Source organism: Roseinatronobacter thiooxidans (assembly GCF_001870675.1).
GTDB lineage: Bacteria > Pseudomonadota > Alphaproteobacteria > Rhodobacterales > Rhodobacteraceae > Roseinatronobacter > Roseinatronobacter thiooxidans.
This window is the reverse complement of sequence record NZ_MEHT01000011.1, coordinates 68,099-85,667: the sequence shown is the minus strand read 5'-3', so window position 1 is coordinate 85,667 and position 17,569 is coordinate 68,099. Positions and strand designations below refer to the sequence as shown.

10 protein-coding genes are annotated in these 17,569 nt (G+C 55.8%); 4 read left to right on the top strand and 6 right to left on the bottom strand.

The genetic code is table 11. The features are described from left to right. Positions 1-417: 417 nt before the first annotated feature. The 4 genes from BG455_RS07275 to BG455_RS07260 all read right to left on the bottom strand — a co-directional run bounded on the left by BG455_RS07275 (position 418) and on the right by BG455_RS07260 (position 3,537). Positions 418-1,065, bottom strand: a complete 648-nt coding sequence (locus BG455_RS07275) for a hypothetical protein (RefSeq protein ID WP_071469318.1) — start codon at positions 1,063-1,065, stop codon at positions 418-420. A gap of 143 nt (positions 1,066-1,208) precedes the next feature. Continuing rightward, positions 1,209-1,976, bottom strand: a complete 768-nt coding sequence (locus BG455_RS07270) for a hypothetical protein (RefSeq protein WP_071469317.1) — start codon at positions 1,974-1,976, stop codon at positions 1,209-1,211. 254 nt (positions 1,977-2,230) lie between these two features. Beyond that, the gene (locus tag BG455_RS07265) at positions 2,231-2,545 is read right to left on the bottom strand and encodes a hypothetical protein (RefSeq protein WP_071469316.1); all 315 of its coding nucleotides are present in this window, start codon (positions 2,543-2,545) and stop codon (positions 2,231-2,233) included. A 299-nt stretch (positions 2,546-2,844) separates the two neighbouring features. Continuing rightward, positions 2,845-3,537: a recombinase family protein gene (locus BG455_RS07260; RefSeq protein ID WP_071469315.1), complete on the bottom strand. Its 693-nt coding sequence runs from the start codon at positions 3,535-3,537 to the stop codon at positions 2,845-2,847. Positions 3,538-4,117: 580 nt separating this feature from the next. Here BG455_RS07260 and BG455_RS07255 point away from each other — a divergent pair. Continuing rightward, complete coding sequence (locus tag BG455_RS07255) at positions 4,118-5,221, top strand: tyrosine-type recombinase/integrase (protein WP_143079889.1); 1,104 nt, start codon at positions 4,118-4,120, stop codon at positions 5,219-5,221. A gap of 202 nt (positions 5,222-5,423) precedes the next feature. Here BG455_RS07255 and BG455_RS07250 read toward each other — a convergent pair whose 3' ends face one another. Continuing rightward, entirely contained in the window at positions 5,424-8,894 is a 3,471-nt protein-coding gene (locus tag BG455_RS07250) for a class I SAM-dependent DNA methyltransferase (protein ID WP_071469333.1), read from the bottom strand. A gap of 300 nt (positions 8,895-9,194) precedes the next feature. On the opposite strand from BG455_RS07250, the gene BG455_RS07245 reads away from it, so the two are divergent. Together BG455_RS07245 and BG455_RS07240 are read left to right on the top strand one after the other, a co-directional pair. Then, positions 9,195-10,949: a S1 family peptidase gene (locus BG455_RS07245; RefSeq protein WP_071469313.1), complete on the top strand. Its 1,755-nt coding sequence runs from the start codon at positions 9,195-9,197 to the stop codon at positions 10,947-10,949. Positions 10,950-11,139: 190 nt separating this feature from the next. Further along, complete coding sequence (locus BG455_RS07240) at positions 11,140-12,390, top strand: AAA family ATPase (protein ID WP_071469312.1); 1,251 nt, start codon at positions 11,140-11,142, stop codon at positions 12,388-12,390. A 398-nt stretch (positions 12,391-12,788) separates the two neighbouring features. Here the strand turns inward: BG455_RS07240 and BG455_RS07235 are convergent, their stop codons facing one another. Then, complete coding sequence (locus BG455_RS07235; RefSeq protein WP_071469311.1) at positions 12,789-16,250, bottom strand: class I SAM-dependent DNA methyltransferase; 3,462 nt, start codon at positions 16,248-16,250, stop codon at positions 12,789-12,791. Positions 16,251-16,459: 209 nt separating this feature from the next. Between BG455_RS07235 and alr the strand changes: the two genes are divergently transcribed. Further along, positions 16,460-17,497, top strand: a complete 1,038-nt coding sequence (gene alr / locus BG455_RS07230; RefSeq protein WP_071469310.1) for an alanine racemase — start codon at positions 16,460-16,462, stop codon at positions 17,495-17,497. Positions 17,498-17,569: the final 72 nt, after the last annotated feature.

The window sequence follows — 17,569 nt, the reverse complement described above, 5'->3', positions numbered from 1 at the left end:
GGCCCTCGGCGGATGCTTACGGCCCAACACGGGGCCTTGAAGATTGATTTTGAGGTTGAGGTTGAGGTTGAGGGGAGGCGGCGACCGACGGGTCTGCAGGGTCGCATCTGCTGGATCGCGATGGAAAGGACCCCCGACAAGACCGCTGAAGCGCTGTCTCGTCGGGGGCTCTATGCTTAGCAGGCGAAGCTGTTATCACCGCTGGAAGGCCACTCGAGCCCGAATGATCTGCGCGGGCGTTTTGATCAACTCGTCCCCCTCTGCGTCAGCAACCGCTGTGCAGTGTCCTTCGACAGACACGGAGCCCGCGCAGCAAGAGACCCAGCGACCGGCTGAGCGCGTGACGTTGGCGTCGGCATATGGAAGCGAGGTTGTCGCTTGGGGGTCCGCTCGAATTACGCGGGCTTCTCTGGGGTGTCACTCAGTCGAAATAATGCACCCAGCACCTTCCGGCCACTCGCCGCTTTCAAGAGCCGAAACTACATCAGGGGCGCAGAACTCCCAGTGGAATATCGCATCTTTCCGATGACCATTGTCACAGCGCGCAGTAAACGCCTCTTTGTCAGCAAACTCGTCATTCCAGCGCTGACAATGTAAAGCGGAAGTGAAAAGCTCCACAGGGCGTTCTCGCCAGAACAACTGGTTGGTCGACGTCTTGTGCTCCAACAATGCAGGCAAGGCAGAAGCAGTTGGCACTTCGCCGTTTTCTATGTCTGACATCAGTTGCGCAATCATATACTCGTACTCAATGGGGTTGCTGTCATGCGTGGGCTTGCTGATATCATTTTGTTCAACTTCGTGGGCGAGAAACGCTGGATGTTCTGAGTGCTCCCTGAGAACCTCCTTACAAAGCTCGATCAGCTGACGACGGCACGCCCGCGAGCGTTCAGCCTGCGCCTCAGCCTCGGCGGCGTCCCAAGCGGCCTCGTCGAATACTTCACCGGCTTCTTCTGCATGCATCCTAGCGAGGGCGCAAGGCGGCAATTTTGCCTCTATGCCTTCACGCAAATAAGTGAAGAGATCGATGGTTTTGGTGGTGGGTGTGTTGCTGCTGTCGTTATTCATGTGGATTTCCTTGTGAGGGGCTGAGGGGCCATGAGGGGAGTCGGGGTGCGTAGGGCGCGCAGGATAGAGTTGAGTCTGTACGGGCCTCTCAGGGGCTTCTGAGAGCTTCCCGTTGAAGGGAACCTCGATTGGTTGTCCCATATTCAAAGCCGGGACCGGTGTAGGTTGCGCGAAGCCCAGTTTCTGGTGGATTGCGTCCAGCATGGCTCTGATAAATTGTCCTCAAGGTCTAGAACATCATCACCATCGTAAAGAACAAATGGCTTTCGGATAGCCTCTCGAAGTCGTCCCGTGCCGTCGCACCAGCACTTTTCAAATCCATCCCAACCACTTCCGCAAAGGCAGAATTCGAGTTCGTCTGGCCCGATAGGCGACCTGAAGTCGGCAGCCCTGTAGGGACCCTTCGGGCGTAGCGGGTCCAATTCTCGTCCCTGCTGATCTTCATCAAAAACTGTGACAACGCTATGGAACACAGGCTCAAGTGTTACTGCGGCCTTTTTTGCTGGTGACCATGTATTGGCATCACCTCCCGTAATCAGCAGGTGTTCCTCCATCCACGTTATGAAGTAGTTGACCATGATCGGGTTGCGTCCTTGGGTCTTCCCATCGGCGAACTGAACCACAGCTCTCGGGCTGATGAGAGACCCGCGATTGCGTCGGCCGTCGGTGAACCTGAAGGCGGTGTCCGTTATCTTGATGATGTCGGGGTATTCAGCGCGCTGTAACGTCCGACTGAAACCGCCCTTGTGGTGAGGATGGAATCCCATCGCTTTGAGAGCGTCTGCTGCGCTGAGCCATAGATTTCCATTTGTCTCGATGACATCAATCATCACATTCTCGAATGGCACCTCTTTGTGGACAAAGTTATCGGTGAAGATGGGCTGACCATCATTGTCTGTGAAGTCCGACATGATCGGCTTCCTTTCTTATACATAAGGGGATTGGGGGGTTGTTTGCGGGGGGTAGTTGCCCGCCGATAACTGGAAGGGAGTGACAAGCGTAGATTCGAAGAGTCCGTTGAAACAGGGCGTCGTCGCCAGCATCTGTTAGAAAACGGGTCAGAAATGGTCAGTCAGCTTTGCGGATTGGGATAGCAGTGCAAGCACTTTGCCTTGCGCTTCGTGCCTTCGGTTCTGATGCAGTATTCGAAGTACCGGTTGGCACATCAATCGTGATCGTCTCCGATGGGAAACATCCGGCTGGCCATCACGGGCAGCGAGAGGTTCAATGCCGCTGCGATGATCTCCGAGTTGGTGATCTTCTTGCCGGTCGCCCGCTCATGCCTCTGGGCAAGCGTATCGAGAACCGCAATTACCTCTGGACGGGCCTTGATGGTGCGCCACAGGTTTTCCCTTGGGGTGTTTTTGCGGGGTTGCCCGAGTGGGGTGACAGTCTCGGGCAGGTATCTGCGGGTGAGGGCTGCAAGGTCGCTGACATAGAGCGTCTTGCCCCCATCATTGCGATGGTTGCGTCTGGTCATGGTAATCTGTTCCTTGTGAAGTGTCAGGAGACGAAAAGGGGAGCGCCACCGAATGGCCCGGTAAGGAAGGCTTGGAGGTGCGCTTTGGGGTGGTACAAGTGGTGTCAGGAAAGGAAAGCTATTGACCGCCCCTATACACATTCATGGCGAGGCATATGTCAGGCGCGGAGAAAGGTCTCCCCCGAAGCCGAAGCCGAAGCCTCTGGGGTTTCCCTCACAATCCAACCCGTCCCATTGAGCCGCTAGATTTGACGACGACTCTCTCCGGGCAAGTGGGGGATAATTGCAAGTGTTTGATTTCATTGATTCTGAAAAGTGCGCTCTGGGGGGCGTGTTTTCTTGCTTTCACGCTCTGGCTCAGCCCAGCGGGCAAGGGCTGCCTCGGCCTCGGCTATGTCCCTACGGATGCGCAGGACGGTCTGTCTTGTCAGGCGTGTGGCGCGTGCAATCTCTGAGGTGCCTGCCGACCCTGTCGCAAGCATGTCCTGTACAAGGTCCAACTGGTCGCGGTTATAGCTGGGCTTGCGCCCCCGATACGCCTGCGGCTTCCCCTCTCGCGCAGCCTCTATACCGGCCTTCTGGGCCTCCTTCGTGGCCTCGGCCTGTGCCTGTGCCGTGGCAGCCATGAAGGCTATCAGCGCGTCCCTGACAGCCTCCTGCATAGGGTCTGTGGTGGCCCCGTCGAAGGTCATGCTGTTGATGACGGTCTTGATGATGACGCCCCGGCGCATGAACTCTCGGATGGTGTCCGTCACGTCCTGATAGTTGCGCCCCAGACGGTCCACCCAGCGGACCACGAGGGTGTCACCCTTGCGCAGCATGTCGAACAGCCTGCGACCCTCGGGCCTGTCTATCAGCTTGATGGTCACCCCTGAGACGCCATGATCGCTGATCACATCATCTATGGTGAAGCCCGCCTTGCGCGCCTGAGTAACCTGATGATCGAGGGTCTGATCGGCAGTGGAAACTCTCGCATAGAAGATCGTGGTCATGGTGGCACATCCTGTCCAAAAGGGTTGTGTCCTTTGGGTATGGTGTCCGAAAGGCAAAGTCAATCCTTACGGACACCTATTTGGACACCTTCCCGATTGACCGCTGAGGTATACCCCAACGGTCATACGTTATCCGGATTACACAATGCTTGCCGCCTCTGCTGCAATTATGGTCTGTTGCGCTGCACTCACACGACGATGATTGAGAAGGGCAATCCCAATGCTGCTGAACACTCAATTATTCATTATTGTAGGCGCTCGGCAGTTGGAAGAAATCGTCAAAACCTGATCGACCGACAACCTCTCACGACCCCACGGGGGAAGCGCGGGAGCCAATGTATATATCTCGGCCAGACAAATTTTTACGATGAAATATAGCAGAATGTCGCTTCCCCAGACTGGGAACCTTTTTCAGATAGGGCAGCCTTCAACAGCCGTGAAAATCGCCCTTATGGCCACCGATTGCAGCTGTTTGCCCTTGGGCTCCAAAGCTCTGCCGCCCTTGTGAAGCCGCCTTGCAGAAACTCAATAAAGATGAAATAATATAATATTAACAGTTACTTGTGGAAATATTCCTCATGTGGAACAAAGCCAGCGATTGCTGGCGAATAGGTGTGTGAAGCTAACGGCGCGTTGGCATTTGAGAAAGGCTTATGATCGGATGGCAATCAGACAGAGAGGACGGGGCTGGCAGGTCGATGTGACGGTTGGTGGCATTCGCGCTCCGCGTGTTACAAGGGTATCAAAACGAGCCGCTTTACAGACAGAAGAACTGTTCCGAGATGCATTAAAACGCGGCTGCAATCCAGAGTCGCTCCGCACGAAGCCCTCGGAATCAAGAAGAAACACGTCGAAAATTCTAACACTGGAAGAGCTTTTGAATGTCACCCGGCAAATGCGCTGGAGGGACACCAAGGGGGAAGCGACTGCGTTGATGAACGCGAGGGCTTGGTGCGACGCGTTTGGGCCTGACTATTTGGTGGCCGACCTGACCCCTCAAGCCGTTGCCTATATCTGTGATGACTGGTCAGACATGGGTGCCGCTGCTGGCACGGTGAACCGGAAGGTTTCTTCTCTAAGTGTCATGCTGAGGGTGGCCGAACAACGTGGCATCATTCCCAGCCGCTTTGCATTGCCTCATAGGCGTGAATATGAGGGTCGCCTGAGGTACTTCTCGGACCAAGAAGTTGAAAGCCTGATTGAATTTGTTGCAGACTACCCCGAGATTCAGGACTTAATGGTTGCAGCTGTCGAAACAGGAATGCGTCTTGGTGAATTACAACGCATGATTGTTCGGGACATCGATTTTGAAAGAAGAATGATCTTGCTCGGTGAGACCAAAGGGGACAGGCGCAGATCGGTACCAATGACCCGCCGCGTCGAAGGTGTTCTCAAAAGGAAAATTGTAGGGCTAAAGGACCATGAAAATGTATTCGCAAGTTATCTGAATTCGCGCAATCTCAGTAGAGTCATGCGTCGATGGAAGGAACATAGAGGACTTCACCCGACAGATCAGGCTTGTTTCCATACTTTTAGGCATACAACTTGTTCCCGCCTTGTGCAGCGCGGGGTTCCTTTGGCGAAGGTCATGGCTTTCATGGGGCACAGGGTTATCGAGACCACCATGCGCTATGCGCATCTTGCACCCAACTGCCTTGATGAAGCACGAGATGCACTGGAGTAACCGAACGTTACTGAAACGAAACCTGAAGAAATATCTCAAACATTAACTATCTGAATAACTTAGCTTCCAGCGCTTTGTTACAGGTAGGATGAATTAGCCGAAAGACGGGAATCGATAACCGCCCAGCTGTCTTTGATATACTGCAATTCAGGTATTGAGACAGAAACATGCGTCGACTTGGGGATTTTGAGCCGTACGGTCATCAGATTGCATACAGTCCTGCATCAGTGACACGGGCATGGCCCAGCGCGCTCAAGCTTTCCAGCAGTGGCCTGACAGTGCCCGCGCGGCCCCTTTGGAATTGGCGGGCGATTTGTTCGGGGGTGGCTTCGCCCAAGTCGTAGAGCGCTGCCTGTACCGCAGCAATTTGTTCAGGCATGGATTTGGGCCATGGGGCTTTGGTGGTGGTGTCCTTGGGGCCAAGGTCCATTTTGCCTTGGTCGCCTTTTGCCCGTGACACGCGGCCTGCCGGGTTCTGATATTCAGGGCGCAGCCAGCGCACCATCCCTTGTGCTTCCTCAGCCGCGCGTTCGCGGTTCAGGTCCACCAGCCGGTGCAGGATGTCGTCATCGGACAGGTCCACAGGCCAGCCATAGGCGTCGGCCACAGCCGCGTCGATCTGGTCGTGAAGTTCGCGCAGGATGCCCACCAGCCCCTGATCATAGATGTCGCGGTCCTTGCCTTCGATGCGGTCCCCCGCGCGGAGTTTTTCCAGCACGTTATACATGGCGGTCAGGGTCAGTTTGGGATGGGCGGCTTTCTGGGCTTTTCGATGCGCGTCGAGCTGTTCCCCGAGGCTGCGCAGCCGCTCTTTCTGTGCCTCGGTCGGGTCTGGAAAGGGGAAGGGGTCGAAGCATTTCGAGTTGTTGTATCGTGGGTCATTTCCAACTCCGAGCCAGCCACCCGCAGCTAGCGCCCAAATCACGTGAAATTTGCTACTTAGCACTGCCAGTAATGAGAAATCGCTGACTGCGAATGTAATACAACCTTGATCTGCAATCGTTGGTTTAGCTACTGACACAAAATAGCGGTGCTTCGCGGTCATGGGCGTAACGAAGAATAATCCCAAGCCTTCAACAGCTGGCCTCATATTTCGCGCTGGATCACCGAGAACCCACCAGTTTTCACGTCGCCACGCATTGTTGTTTTGTGACCGCTCAGGACGCACTGTGTCCAGAAGGTGCTGATAGAGAGCAGGGAAACGCTGTCGAATGTCAGCCTCTTCATAACCGTAAAGGTCAATAACAAAATTCGACTGCTTCCCAAAAACTATGTCACGCCCGTTCACTAAAGGCTTGATGTGTTCACCAAGCGTAATTTTCTCTCCTAGACCAAGTTGAATAGCTCTATCTTTCTCAATCGAGAAGCCAGCGCCAAACAGATAGATGCCTCTGAATGCTAATGCCTTATTCGCCTTCAACGGCACCGCCCCCGCCACATCTGCCCCAATCCGCAGATTGGCGAAAATCTTGCCCTTCTGAATGTCGAAGCGCACGCTTCGGCCCTCGGCCTCGGTCTGGCCCCTGAGTTCCTCGGCCACCGTCAGCAGCCGCCCCGATGCACTGCCCTTTTCCGCCACGGTCATGGCAATGCGCACCGCCGCCCCGTCCCCTGCATCCACCCAAGGGTGGTCAGGAATGGCGAAGGTCAGGGACAGGCCGGTTTTGGGGTCGGCCAGATGCGGTTCCAGCACCTTGCGGTTGAAGGTCTGGCGCAGGGAATTGGTGGTGATCAGCCCGAAGCGCCGGGTGCCCTTGGGCCGCGCTTTCGCCGTCGCAGGCTTCCAGCCCCGCGCCGCGAGTGCCGCCTTGTCCCACCAGAACATGACGAAATCGGCACTTTGCGGCATTTTTGGGTAGGCTTTCCAAAGTGCCTCTGCATAACCATCGCCCAGCGCGTCGCGCATCCGGCTTGCGCCAATGAATGGCGGGTTGCCCACGATGAAATCCGCCTCGGGCCATTTGGCAGGGTTGGGCTTGATGTAATCCAGCACCACCGTTCGGGCGTCTGGGTCTGGCACGGCTTCGCCGGTCACCGGGTGGGTGATGGTGGAAAAACCATCCCAGCGAGTGACGGGTGCGCCGGATGCGTCCAGCCGGGGTTGCGTGCCCTGATAGGTCAGCACTGCGTCGCGGTTTTCGATATTGCGGAAATCGCGCAGCACGGGTTCCGATGGGCTGGCCTTGCCGTGGGTGCGGAAGTGCCATTGCAGATAGCCAATCCACAGCACCAGTTCGGCCACCGCCGCCGCCCATGGGTTCAATTCCAGCCCCAGGAATTGGTGCGGGTCCACTGTGTGGCCTGCCAATGACAGCGCCGCCTGTTCCTCGCCCAGCTCCGCCAGAAGGGCTGTCACTTCACCTTCAAGCCGTTTCATAAGTTCAAGTGCTACATAGAGAAAGTTGCCAGAGCCGCAGGCCGGGTCCAGCACGCGGATTTCGCACAAGCTGGCGTGAAAGGCGCGCACCGTGTCGCGGGCCTGTTCCATCTGGCCTTGGTTCGCAAGGGTCAGCGCCGCCGCCTGCACATTGCGCCAATCGGCGCGCAGCGGTTCCATAATGGTGGGCACTACCAGCCGTTCGACATAGGCGCGGGGCGTGTAATGCGCACCCAGCTTGTGGCGTTGCCGCTTGTCCAGCGCGCGTTCCAAAAGCGTGCCGAAAATCGCGGGTTCGACTTCGCGCCAGTCCTTCGCGGCTGCGTCAATCAGCAGACCAAGTTGCATATTGGTCAGGGGCAGCGCGGATGCCTCCTTGAACAAGCCACCGTTGAAGCGCTTGAGGTCTGTCATCAGCACGCCGGAAAAGCCGCCCTCGTTCATCACTTCCCACAGCTTGGTCAGGGCGGGGGCTGCGTGTTCGGGCTTGCCTCGCAGGCGAGTCAGCAGGTCGGAAAAGCTGGCCTTGGGGATAAGGTCCACATCTTCGGCAAACATAGTGAAAAGACAGCGCATCAAGAAATTTGCTACGACCTCGGGTTTGTGGCCTTGTCCCTCAAACGATTTGCCCAGCGCGGCCAGCCGGTCGGCCACTTCACGCGTAACTTGCGCGGCAATCTTGGACGGGTCGAGCGCGTGCGGGTCGGTCCAGATGGTGCGCAGCCGTTCAAGCGTTTCGGGCTTGCGCAATTCGTCCATGTTGATGCGGTAGCGGTTCCCGTCGGGGTATTGCGTGTAGCCTTGGCCCTGACCCGAGAAATCGGCATAAATTTCGATAACGTGGCCTACATCTACCACCATCAGGAAGGGGGGCCAGCCATCAATGCGCGACACGGCGCGGGCGTAGCCATCGGCCTGATTGCGGGCGCGCATCATGGTATCATCCCATCCCCGCGTGCCGCGTGTGCCGTGGCCCTTGCGGGTGGCTTTGGGCAGATCAGCCAGCAGTGCGGGTTGTGCATCATCCTCGGGCTTCTCGCCCGTGACGCCCTGTTTCGCTTCCATGACGAAATAGCCTGCGCGGTAAAGGTCAACAAAGCCGCGCGACTTGCTGCCCGTGTGAATGAAGGTCACGGGGTGTTCGAAGTGATAGGCGTTCGCGGACGGGGTTTCAGTTGCCGGGGCTGGTCTGGACACGCCCAGCACGTCGCACAATTCGTTCGCGAAAGTCTGGAAATTGGCCCGTTCGCTGCCACCTGATTGCTGCCAGCGTGTGATGAAATCTTCAATCTGCAATATCAAGTACCTTCTGGGCTTTTTGAGCCATTGAACAGCTTGTTACCCCCAATCGCAAGTCGTATATCAACCATCGTCAAAGCCGATGCAGCACCCCCGCGTGTTTGCCAAATTAAATAGCTAGGCAACGTTCATTGCAGATAATGCCCCCTACCCTATCTGGAATGGCTTCGCTTCCACTCTCCAGTGCTGTATTCCATCCACTGCAGAGGTGAAGAAACGTGACAATGCCCACACAATTTTTTATTGAATGTGCAAGAGTTTGCTTCGTATCTATCGCCAAGTCAGTATAATGATGTGATGATCAAGACGCTGGTTTCCTCGCTCTCTATCTTGCTGACATCCTTTTGGTTGTCGTCAGCTGCTTCTGCACAAGGCTTCTTCCCCGATGGGGCATGCACTATAGTAGTGGCGTCGCGACAATCGCTGCCTGAGGCAAGGGCATTGATTATCACCAATCAGTGGTCGGATGATGCGCGCGTATTCGAAAGCAGGAATGGTTGGTTCGCGATCACGACAACGGTGGTCGACGTCTCAAGTGCCCCTGCAGTTCTTGCGAGTGGTAAGCAGGCAGGGATTTTTCCAGAAGACGCATATTGTTCGACAGGGCAAATGTATTTGCGTCAGATCGAATGGCGGGAAAATAGCCAGCATGCTACCTCTCAGTCATCACGACTTTGGAATGAGTTTGATGCGCGGCCTTTCTCTTTGGTAGAAAAGCGTTTCCTTCAGGCAGCACTGGCCCTCGAAGGGCACTACACGGGCCTCATAGATGGCGCTTGGGGGCGAGGCAGTCAAAGCGCTATCGAACGCTTTACAAGACAAAAATTTGATCGTGTGCCACTCAACGCAGATGCGGCATACTTAGTGATGACAACTATCGATACCTTTATTGCTGACGGGTGGGAAGCAAAGAACATCAACTATCTTGCTCTCTCAGTCATGATGCCAATGAAAAAAATGAGATTGGTAGAAAGGGAGGGCCTTCTGGAAAAGTGGGAGCATACAGGGCAGGATATGACCTTAATGTTCACTGACCTAACTGACCCAGAATTGCTTGACCTACACAGCAACCTTTGGGGGGCCGAGGGTCTTGTCGGCGAACCGTATACTGTCCGTCAATCAAACCGATGGGTGACTGCGGTCGATTTCTTGGACGGCAGCGGGTACATTCGTAGTGACTTGATCGGCGGTACGTGGTCAACGGTTGCACTGTTTGGATCAAATGCATCTCGCCAAGAATTTGGATTGATAACCAGCAGCATTGTGGTGGGCAGCCCTGTCGCAATGTTGCCAGAAACTGATGGCCTGCTTCTCGCCTACACCACCGACTTAATTTCGTTCTTGGCTGAAGATGACCATAGTCCCCAGAGTATAGACAGGGCGGACAGGGTTGCGACCCCTGATCTAAATCGACGGGAGTCGCCTTCAGAAGCACAAGGCCGGACTTCAGGCACAGGCTTCTTCGTAAACAGTGATGGGGAGATGCTGACCAATGCACATGTGATTGAAGGCTGTTCCGATATTACAGTTGATGGGAAACCAGCAGATATTATCGCTGTCAGCCGGGCGTTCGATCTGGCCGCTGTGAAGCCTAGAATCAGCCAAGAGGTCGCGCACCTGCCATTTGCAGCGAGAGAGATTGGTCTAAACGCAGACATCACCATCGCTGGTTATCCCCTTCACGGACTTCTGGGCGGATTGAATGTGAGCCGAGGCAGTATCAGCGCAATGAAGGGCTTACGTGGAGATGAAACAAGTTTTCAAATGTCGGCTCCTGTGCAGCCGGGGAACAGTGGCGGACCGGTTGTTGACCGAAGCGGTAACGTTGTGGGTGTCGTCGTCTCCAAGCTTGATGTTATGGAAGTTGCGAGTGTAACGGGCGACATTGCGCAGAACGTCAATTTCGCTGTACGTGGATCTATGGCAAAAATATTCATGCAGACCAATGGCATTCAGTATGAGGAGCGCGTCAGTAACGAAGAGGTTCGACCGGAAGAAGCCGCAAAAAAATTAGAGGCTACTACTCGCTTGATTGAGTGTTTGCCATATTGATTAATCACGGTTAAGCGTTCGTATCTTCAGCAAGCGTCGCGACTCCGTTGTTCGATGCCTAGATATAAATCCAGAGGTTCGCAAGATTGATTGAAAATTGAATAATTGCAAGTCACATGGAACGCCACCTAGACGAAACAAAAATCTCATCTTGTAACATGCTGATCACACAAAGAATGGACGAAGGTTTATGATCATTTACTCTAGGGAACCCAAACCTGAAGATGTATTTACACCGCGCTCAGCCAGCGTGAATCCCAAGCTTTATATCCCGAGGCCCGACTTGGAAGAGGAGTTATCTGATGGTTTATCAGAAAGTCAGCATTTGGTGATATTTGGGGAAAGTGGCAACGGAAAATCTTGGCTCTATAAAAAAGTTTTCAAGGAAAAAGCAGTATTTTATGAGGTGATAAATTTGGTTTTGGCATCAACATTAGGCTCATTGGGAGCTGCGTTTGATGACAAACTTTCAAGGCAGGAACAGCTGGAGCAGAAAGAATATGAACTAGCGAAGTCAGGTGGCTTCAAGCCGGGTGGGGTCGGGGTAGATTTCGACGGAACATGGCGGTATGTAAAAGGGAAAAAAGAACCTTTTGAGAGATTGCTGGCATACATCCGAAAAACCGCTGGACGTCAAAGAGCAGTAGTTGTCTTTGATAATTTTGAGCAAATTTCAACAAATGAAGACGTATGCAAGCAGATTGCCAATTGTGTGGTTCTTTTAGATGATCCAGTCTATGCGGACTACGACATCAAGATTGTTATTGTGGGAACGCCTTCAGGTATCGATGAAATACTCTCCCGAAATGGCAATATTCAAACAATATCTACTCGCCTCAAAGAGATTCCTGAAGTGGAAAGAATGACACCGAAGGAGGCGAAATTACTGATGCGTCTTGGCTTAGAAGATATTCTGAAGCTGAAGGTTCTTGGAAATAGCCAAGTGTTCTATGATCGAATGTTAAGCATAACAGATAGAATTGCGTTAGAGCTACAGGAACTTGGTTTGAGAATTGCAAAGGAAGCGATTAAAAAAGACCGGATTATCGATCAAAACACACTCAATCGAGCAGTCTCAAAATGGGCCAAGAATTCGATTCGCGCTTATTGTTCAATGGTAGCAGGCAGGATGAACTCTAGGGAGACAAAAACATCTAGAAGAAATCAATGCATATATGCATGTGGAATGCTCGATAGAGAGAGCTTTACATACAAAGATGTAGAGAAAAAAATAAGAAAGTTGTTCCCGGAATCAACAAATGGAGTTACCTTGAACGTTTCTGGAGAGTTAGCTAAACTTTCAAAGGGAGACAATCCGCTTTTAAAACGTCTCCCAACGGACGATGCATATCGCCTTGCAAGTCCCAAAGTCCGAATGGCGATACGCACTATGCTGACTGTTGTTGATGGGAAGGTCAGTAGAACGGTTGTAGAGGTTTAGGTATGAACACTACATTCGATTGCGGTATGCACCAAGTTAGCCAAATTTTTGATGTAGCATTCGTTGGATTGGAAGTGTGCACCCGCGACTGTTCAAATACCGGTAGCTTCGGTCTCCATGTGATAGATAGGTGGTAAAAACGCATCGCAAGCAGGCTCAAAATCATCCCACTAAGGTTCTACACCGAGCTTGCATCCAGTCAATATTTATGCAATAAAAACAATGACTAATGCATTCAAAGCCCGAGTTCAATCCTCTCTCACAGCACCATCTTTCCCCCATCGCCATACGACCATGCCGCCGCGCGACGCGGGGGGTTGAGTTTCCACACCCCTGACACGCGGCGCGAGAGGGGTGCGGGGGCCTTGTCTGCCACATTGGCCCAAGGGGCGCCCGCCTTACACCGCAAACCGCCCGCCTTCGGTGGGGCGTGCGATGCCCACGGCACTCAGGCTTTCCAGCAGCGGTTGCACGCTGCTTGCGCGTCCGCGTTGGAAGCGGCGGGCGATGTCTTCGGGGGTGGCTTCGCCCATATCGGACAGCGCGGCTTGCACGGCGGCAATCTGTTCGGGCATGGATTTGGGCCAAGGGGCTTTGTGGGTGGTGTCTTTGGGGCCAAGGTCCAGCGCGGCTTGCTGGCCTTTGGCAGCCGCCATATGGCCTGCGGGGTTTTGGTAATCGGGGCGCAGCCAGCGCACCAGCCCGTGCGCTTCTTCAGCGGCGCGGGTGCGGTTCAGGTCTACCAGCCTGTGCAAAATGTCATCCTCTGACAGGGTGGCGGGCCAGCCATAGGCGGCGGCTACGGCTGCGTCGATCTGGTCATGCAGATCGCGTAGGATGCCCACCAACCCCTGATCATAAATCTCGCGGTCGCGCCCCTCGATCCGGTCATTCGCGCGGAGTTTTTCGAGCACGTTATACATCGCGGTCAGGGTCAGTTTGGGATGGGCCGCTTGTTGGGCCTTCCTATGCGCGTCGAGCTGTTCCCCAAGGCTGCGCAACTGCGCTTTCTGGGCTTCGGTGGTGTCCGGGAAGGGGAAGTTATCAAAACATCTCGATTTATTGTAACGCGGTGTTGGGCCGAGTATTGCACCTTGAGCAAGCGCCCATATGACATGCTGCTTACTCGACAAAATCGCCAATTCAAAAGCATCAAATAATCCAAAGGCAATTAACATATTATCAGGGAGAATACCCCCGTCTAAAAGGCTAAAAAAACGGTGTTTCGATGTTTCGACCGTAGCGATATAGCGAGGCAGGCCCGCCAAAGCAGGGCGTAAATCTTTGCGCGGCTCGCCATGTATCCACCAGTTTCGTTTATAGCTTTCGCGGTTATTTGAGTCTCGTTCTGGTTTCACCTTATCCAAAATATGTTGATATACAGCTGGAAAGCGAAGGCGAACTTCAGCTTCTGTTAGACCGAATAAGTCAATCACCATGACACCGCGCGGGGTTGCGGTTAGGTCGCGCCCGTTGCGATACTCCCGAATATGGTTATCCAACTCCGGCACTGTGCCCAGTCCGAGCGCGCGGGCTTCACCCGGCGTCACAATAAAACCAGCGCCGTGCAGTTTGACTCCCGGCGATGATATCCCGTCATTCGCCTTCAACGGGACAGCACCCGCGACATCCGCCCCAATGCGAAGGTTTCCGAATATCTTGCCCTTTTGAATATCAAAGCGCACCGCGCGGCCATCCGATTCATTCTGACCTTTTATTTCCTCTGCCACGGTTAATAGTCGCCCATTGGTGCGGCCCTTTTCGGCCACTGTCATGGCAATGCGTACCGCTGCCGCATCAGTTGCATCCACCCAAGGGTGATCGGGGATTGCGAAGGTCAGCGACAGCCCTGTTTTCGGGTCGGCCAGATGGGGTTCCAGCACTTTGCGGTTGAAGGTCTGGCGCAGGGAATTGGTGGTGATCAGCCCGAACGCCCGCGTGCCTTTGGCGCGGGTTTTTTCGGTTGCAGGCTTGTAGCCCCGCGCCGCCAATGCGGCCTTTTCCCACCAGAACATGACAAAATCGGCACTTTGCGGCATTTTGGGGTAGGCGTGCCAAAGCGCCTCGGCATAGCCATCGCCCAACGCATCGCGCATGCGGCTTGCGCCGATGAATGGCGGGTTGCCCACGATAAAGTCAGCCTCTGGCCATTTGGCGGGGGTGGGTTTGAGGTAGTCCAGCACGGCCACGCGCGCGCCCGCATCGGGCACCTGCTCGCCGGTGACAGGGTGGGTGATGGTGGACACCCCGTCCCAGCGGGTGACAGGCGCGCCCGATGCATCCCGCCGTGGTTGCGTGCCCTGAGTCGTCAGCACCGCATCGCGGTTTTCGATATTGCGGAAATCGCGCAAGACGGGTTCGGACGGGCTGGCCTTGCCATGGGTGCGGAAATGCCATTGCAAATAGCCGATCCACAGCACCAGTTCGGCCACCGCCGCCGCCCATGGGTTCAACTCCAGCCCCAGAAACTGGTGCGGGTCCACCGTGTGGCCTGCCAGCGAGAGTGCGCCCTGATCCTCGCCCAAGTCGGACAAAAGCGCGGTGACCTCGCCTTCCAGCCGTTTCATCAGCTCTAGCGCGACATACAGGAAATTGCCCGACCCGCAGGCCGGATCAAGCACGCGGATTTCGCATAATGTCGCATGAAAGGCGCGCACGACATCGCGGGCCTCGTCCAGTTTGCCATCCTGGGCCAGACGTTGCACCGAGGCCTGAACCAAGGTCCAGTCCTTGCGCAGCGGCGTCATGATGGTGGGCACGACCAGCCGTTCCACATAGGCGCGCGGCGTGTAATGCGCGCCCAGCTTGTGGCGCTGGCGCTTGTCCAGCGCGCGTTCCAGCAGGGTGCCGAAAATCGCAGGCTCCACCTCGCGCCAGTCTTTGGCGGCGGCATCTATCAGCAGGGACAGTTGCATATTGGTCAGGGGTAGCGCCGATGCGTCCTTGAACAGCCCACCATTGAAGCGCTTGAGGTCGGTCATCAGCACACCAGAAAAGCCCCCCTCGTTCATGACTTCCCACAGTTTGGTCAGGGCGGGGGCTGCATGTTCGGGATGCCCGCGCAGGCGCATCAGCAGGTCGGAAAAGCTGGATTTGGGGATCAGGTCCACATCTTCGGCAAACATGGTGAACAGGCAGCGCATCAGGAAATCCGCCACGGCCTTTGGGTCATGCCCCTGCCCCTCGAAGGATTTGCCAAGGGCGGCCAGCCTGTCGGCCACTTCGCGCGTGACTTGGGCCGCGATTTTGGACGGGTCCAGCGCGTGCGGATCGGTCCAGATGCTGCGCAGCCGGTCCAGCGTTTCGGGGTTTCGCAAGTCGTCCATGGTGACACGGTAGCGGTTGCCATCGGGGTATTGGGTATAGCCCTGCCCCTGCCCCGAGAAATCGGCATAGATTTCGATGACATGGCCCACATCCACCACCATCAGAAAGGGCGGCCAGCCATCTATGCGCGAGACAGCGCGGGCATAGCCATCGGCCTGATTGCGCGCGCGCATCATCGTGTCGTCCCAGCCGCGTGTGCCGCGCGTGCCATGGCCCTTGCGGGCAGGCTGTCGCAGCGCTGGCAGGGCGGGTTCGTGGCCCCCCTGCGGGGCTGTGCCGGTCACGCCCTGTTTTGCCTCCATCACGAAATGGCCCGCGCGATACAGGTCCACAAAGCCGCGCGTCTGGCTGTCTGTGTGAATAAAGGTCACAGGGTGTTCAAAGTGATAGGCATTCGCAGATGCGGTTTGCGTTGCAGGTGCAGGGCGCGGCACGCCCAGCACATCGCATAACTCATTGGCGAATGTCTGGAAATTTGCGCGTTCGCTGCCGCCCGACTGCCGCCAACGGGCAATGAAATCTTCAATAAGCACTGTAAAATGGCCTTTTAAAATATGGGTCCATTGAACAGCCTGCGCGCCCTGTTCGCAAGAATTTTTGCACGCCTGCGCGGCGCAAAAGCGGGCGCGGCGCGGCGGGCAGGCAGATCGGGCGGAAAATTCACGCCTGCGCGCGCGGGTCCGGCAGGGCGATGTGATTTTTGCCTCTTGACCTCTGCCGCGCGCTGGCGCAAGGGCGGGGAATGGCTCAGGCACAACTCAATATCGACCTAAAGGCCCTGCAATCCAACTGGCGCGCACTGGATGCGCGTTCGGGCGCGCAGGTGCAGACTGCCGCAACCGTCAAGGCCAATGGCTATGGCCTTGGTGCGGGCCATGTGGCCCATGCGCTGGCCCATGCCGGTGCGCGGCGGTTCTTCGTGGCGCTGGCCGAAGAAGGGGTTGCGGTGCGCGCGGCCATCGGCCCCGACCTGCCGATCCATATCTATGGCGGGCATATGGAAGGCGACGCGCGCCTGATCTCGGAAGCGCGCCTGATCCCGATGCTGAATTCGACCGAGCAGTTGACCCGCCATTTCGAGGCGCTGAACGGCCACCCTTTCGGCATCCAGCTGGATACGGGCATGAACCGTCTGGGGATGGAGCCTGCAGAATGGGCGGCAGTTGCCGATATTGCGCTGGCACAGGGGCCGGAATTGCTGATGTCGCATCTGGCCTGCGCCGATGACCCCGCGCATGACATGAACGCCAACCAACTGGCCGTGTTCCACCAGATGACCGATGGCACCGGCGTGCCGCGCTCGCTTTCCGCGACAGGCGGGGTGCTGCTGGGTGCTGCGTATCATTTCGATATCACCCGCCCCGGCATTGGCCTTTACGGCGGCGATCCATTCACCGAGGCGCAGCCTGTTGTCCGGCTGAGTATTCCGGTCATTCAAACCCGCGATGTCGAAGCGGGCGAGAGTGTGGGCTATGGCAACAGCTTCATTGCGCCCCATGACATGCGGCTGGCCACGATTTCGGCAGGCTATGCCGATGGCATCCACCGCGCGCTGTCCCACAAGGCCACGCTTTGGGCAGATGATATTCCCTGCCCGCTGGTCGGGCGGGTGTCGATGGATTTGCTGACAATCGATGTCAGCGCCGTGCCCCATGACCCCGAAACGCTGGACCTGCTTGGGCCGCATCAGGGGATTGACGCCTTGGCGGGTGTGATCGACACAATCGGCTATGAAATTCTGACAGGTTTGGGCCACCGCTACGCGCGGCGCTACCTGTGATGCGCGGCAGCTGAGGTAAGATAGGCGCGTGGGCATTGAGTGGTTTGCGCACAGGCCCCGCGCACAACAGTT

What these genes read in the sequence shown, in the direction of transcription:
- BG455_RS07275 (WP_071469318.1), bottom strand. Translation starts at nt 1,065, where the DNA reads ATGAATAACGACAGCAGCAACACACCCACCACCAAAACCATCGATCTC.
- BG455_RS07270 (WP_071469317.1), bottom strand. Translation starts at nt 1,976, where the DNA reads ATGTCGGACTTCACAGACAATGATGGTCAGCCCATCTTCACCGATAAC.
- BG455_RS07265 (WP_071469316.1), bottom strand. Translation starts at nt 2,545, where the DNA reads ATGACCAGACGCAACCATCGCAATGATGGGGGCAAGACGCTCTATGTC.
- BG455_RS07260 (WP_071469315.1), bottom strand. Translation starts at nt 3,537, where the DNA reads ATGACCACGATCTTCTATGCGAGAGTTTCCACTGCCGATCAGACCCTC.
- BG455_RS07245 (WP_071469313.1), top strand. Translation starts at nt 9,195, where the DNA reads ATGATCAAGACGCTGGTTTCCTCGCTCTCTATCTTGCTGACATCCTTT.
- BG455_RS07240 (WP_071469312.1), top strand. Translation starts at nt 11,140, where the DNA reads ATGATCATTTACTCTAGGGAACCCAAACCTGAAGATGTATTTACACCG.
- alr (WP_071469310.1), top strand. Translation starts at nt 16,460, where the DNA reads ATGGCTCAGGCACAACTCAATATCGACCTAAAGGCCCTGCAATCCAAC.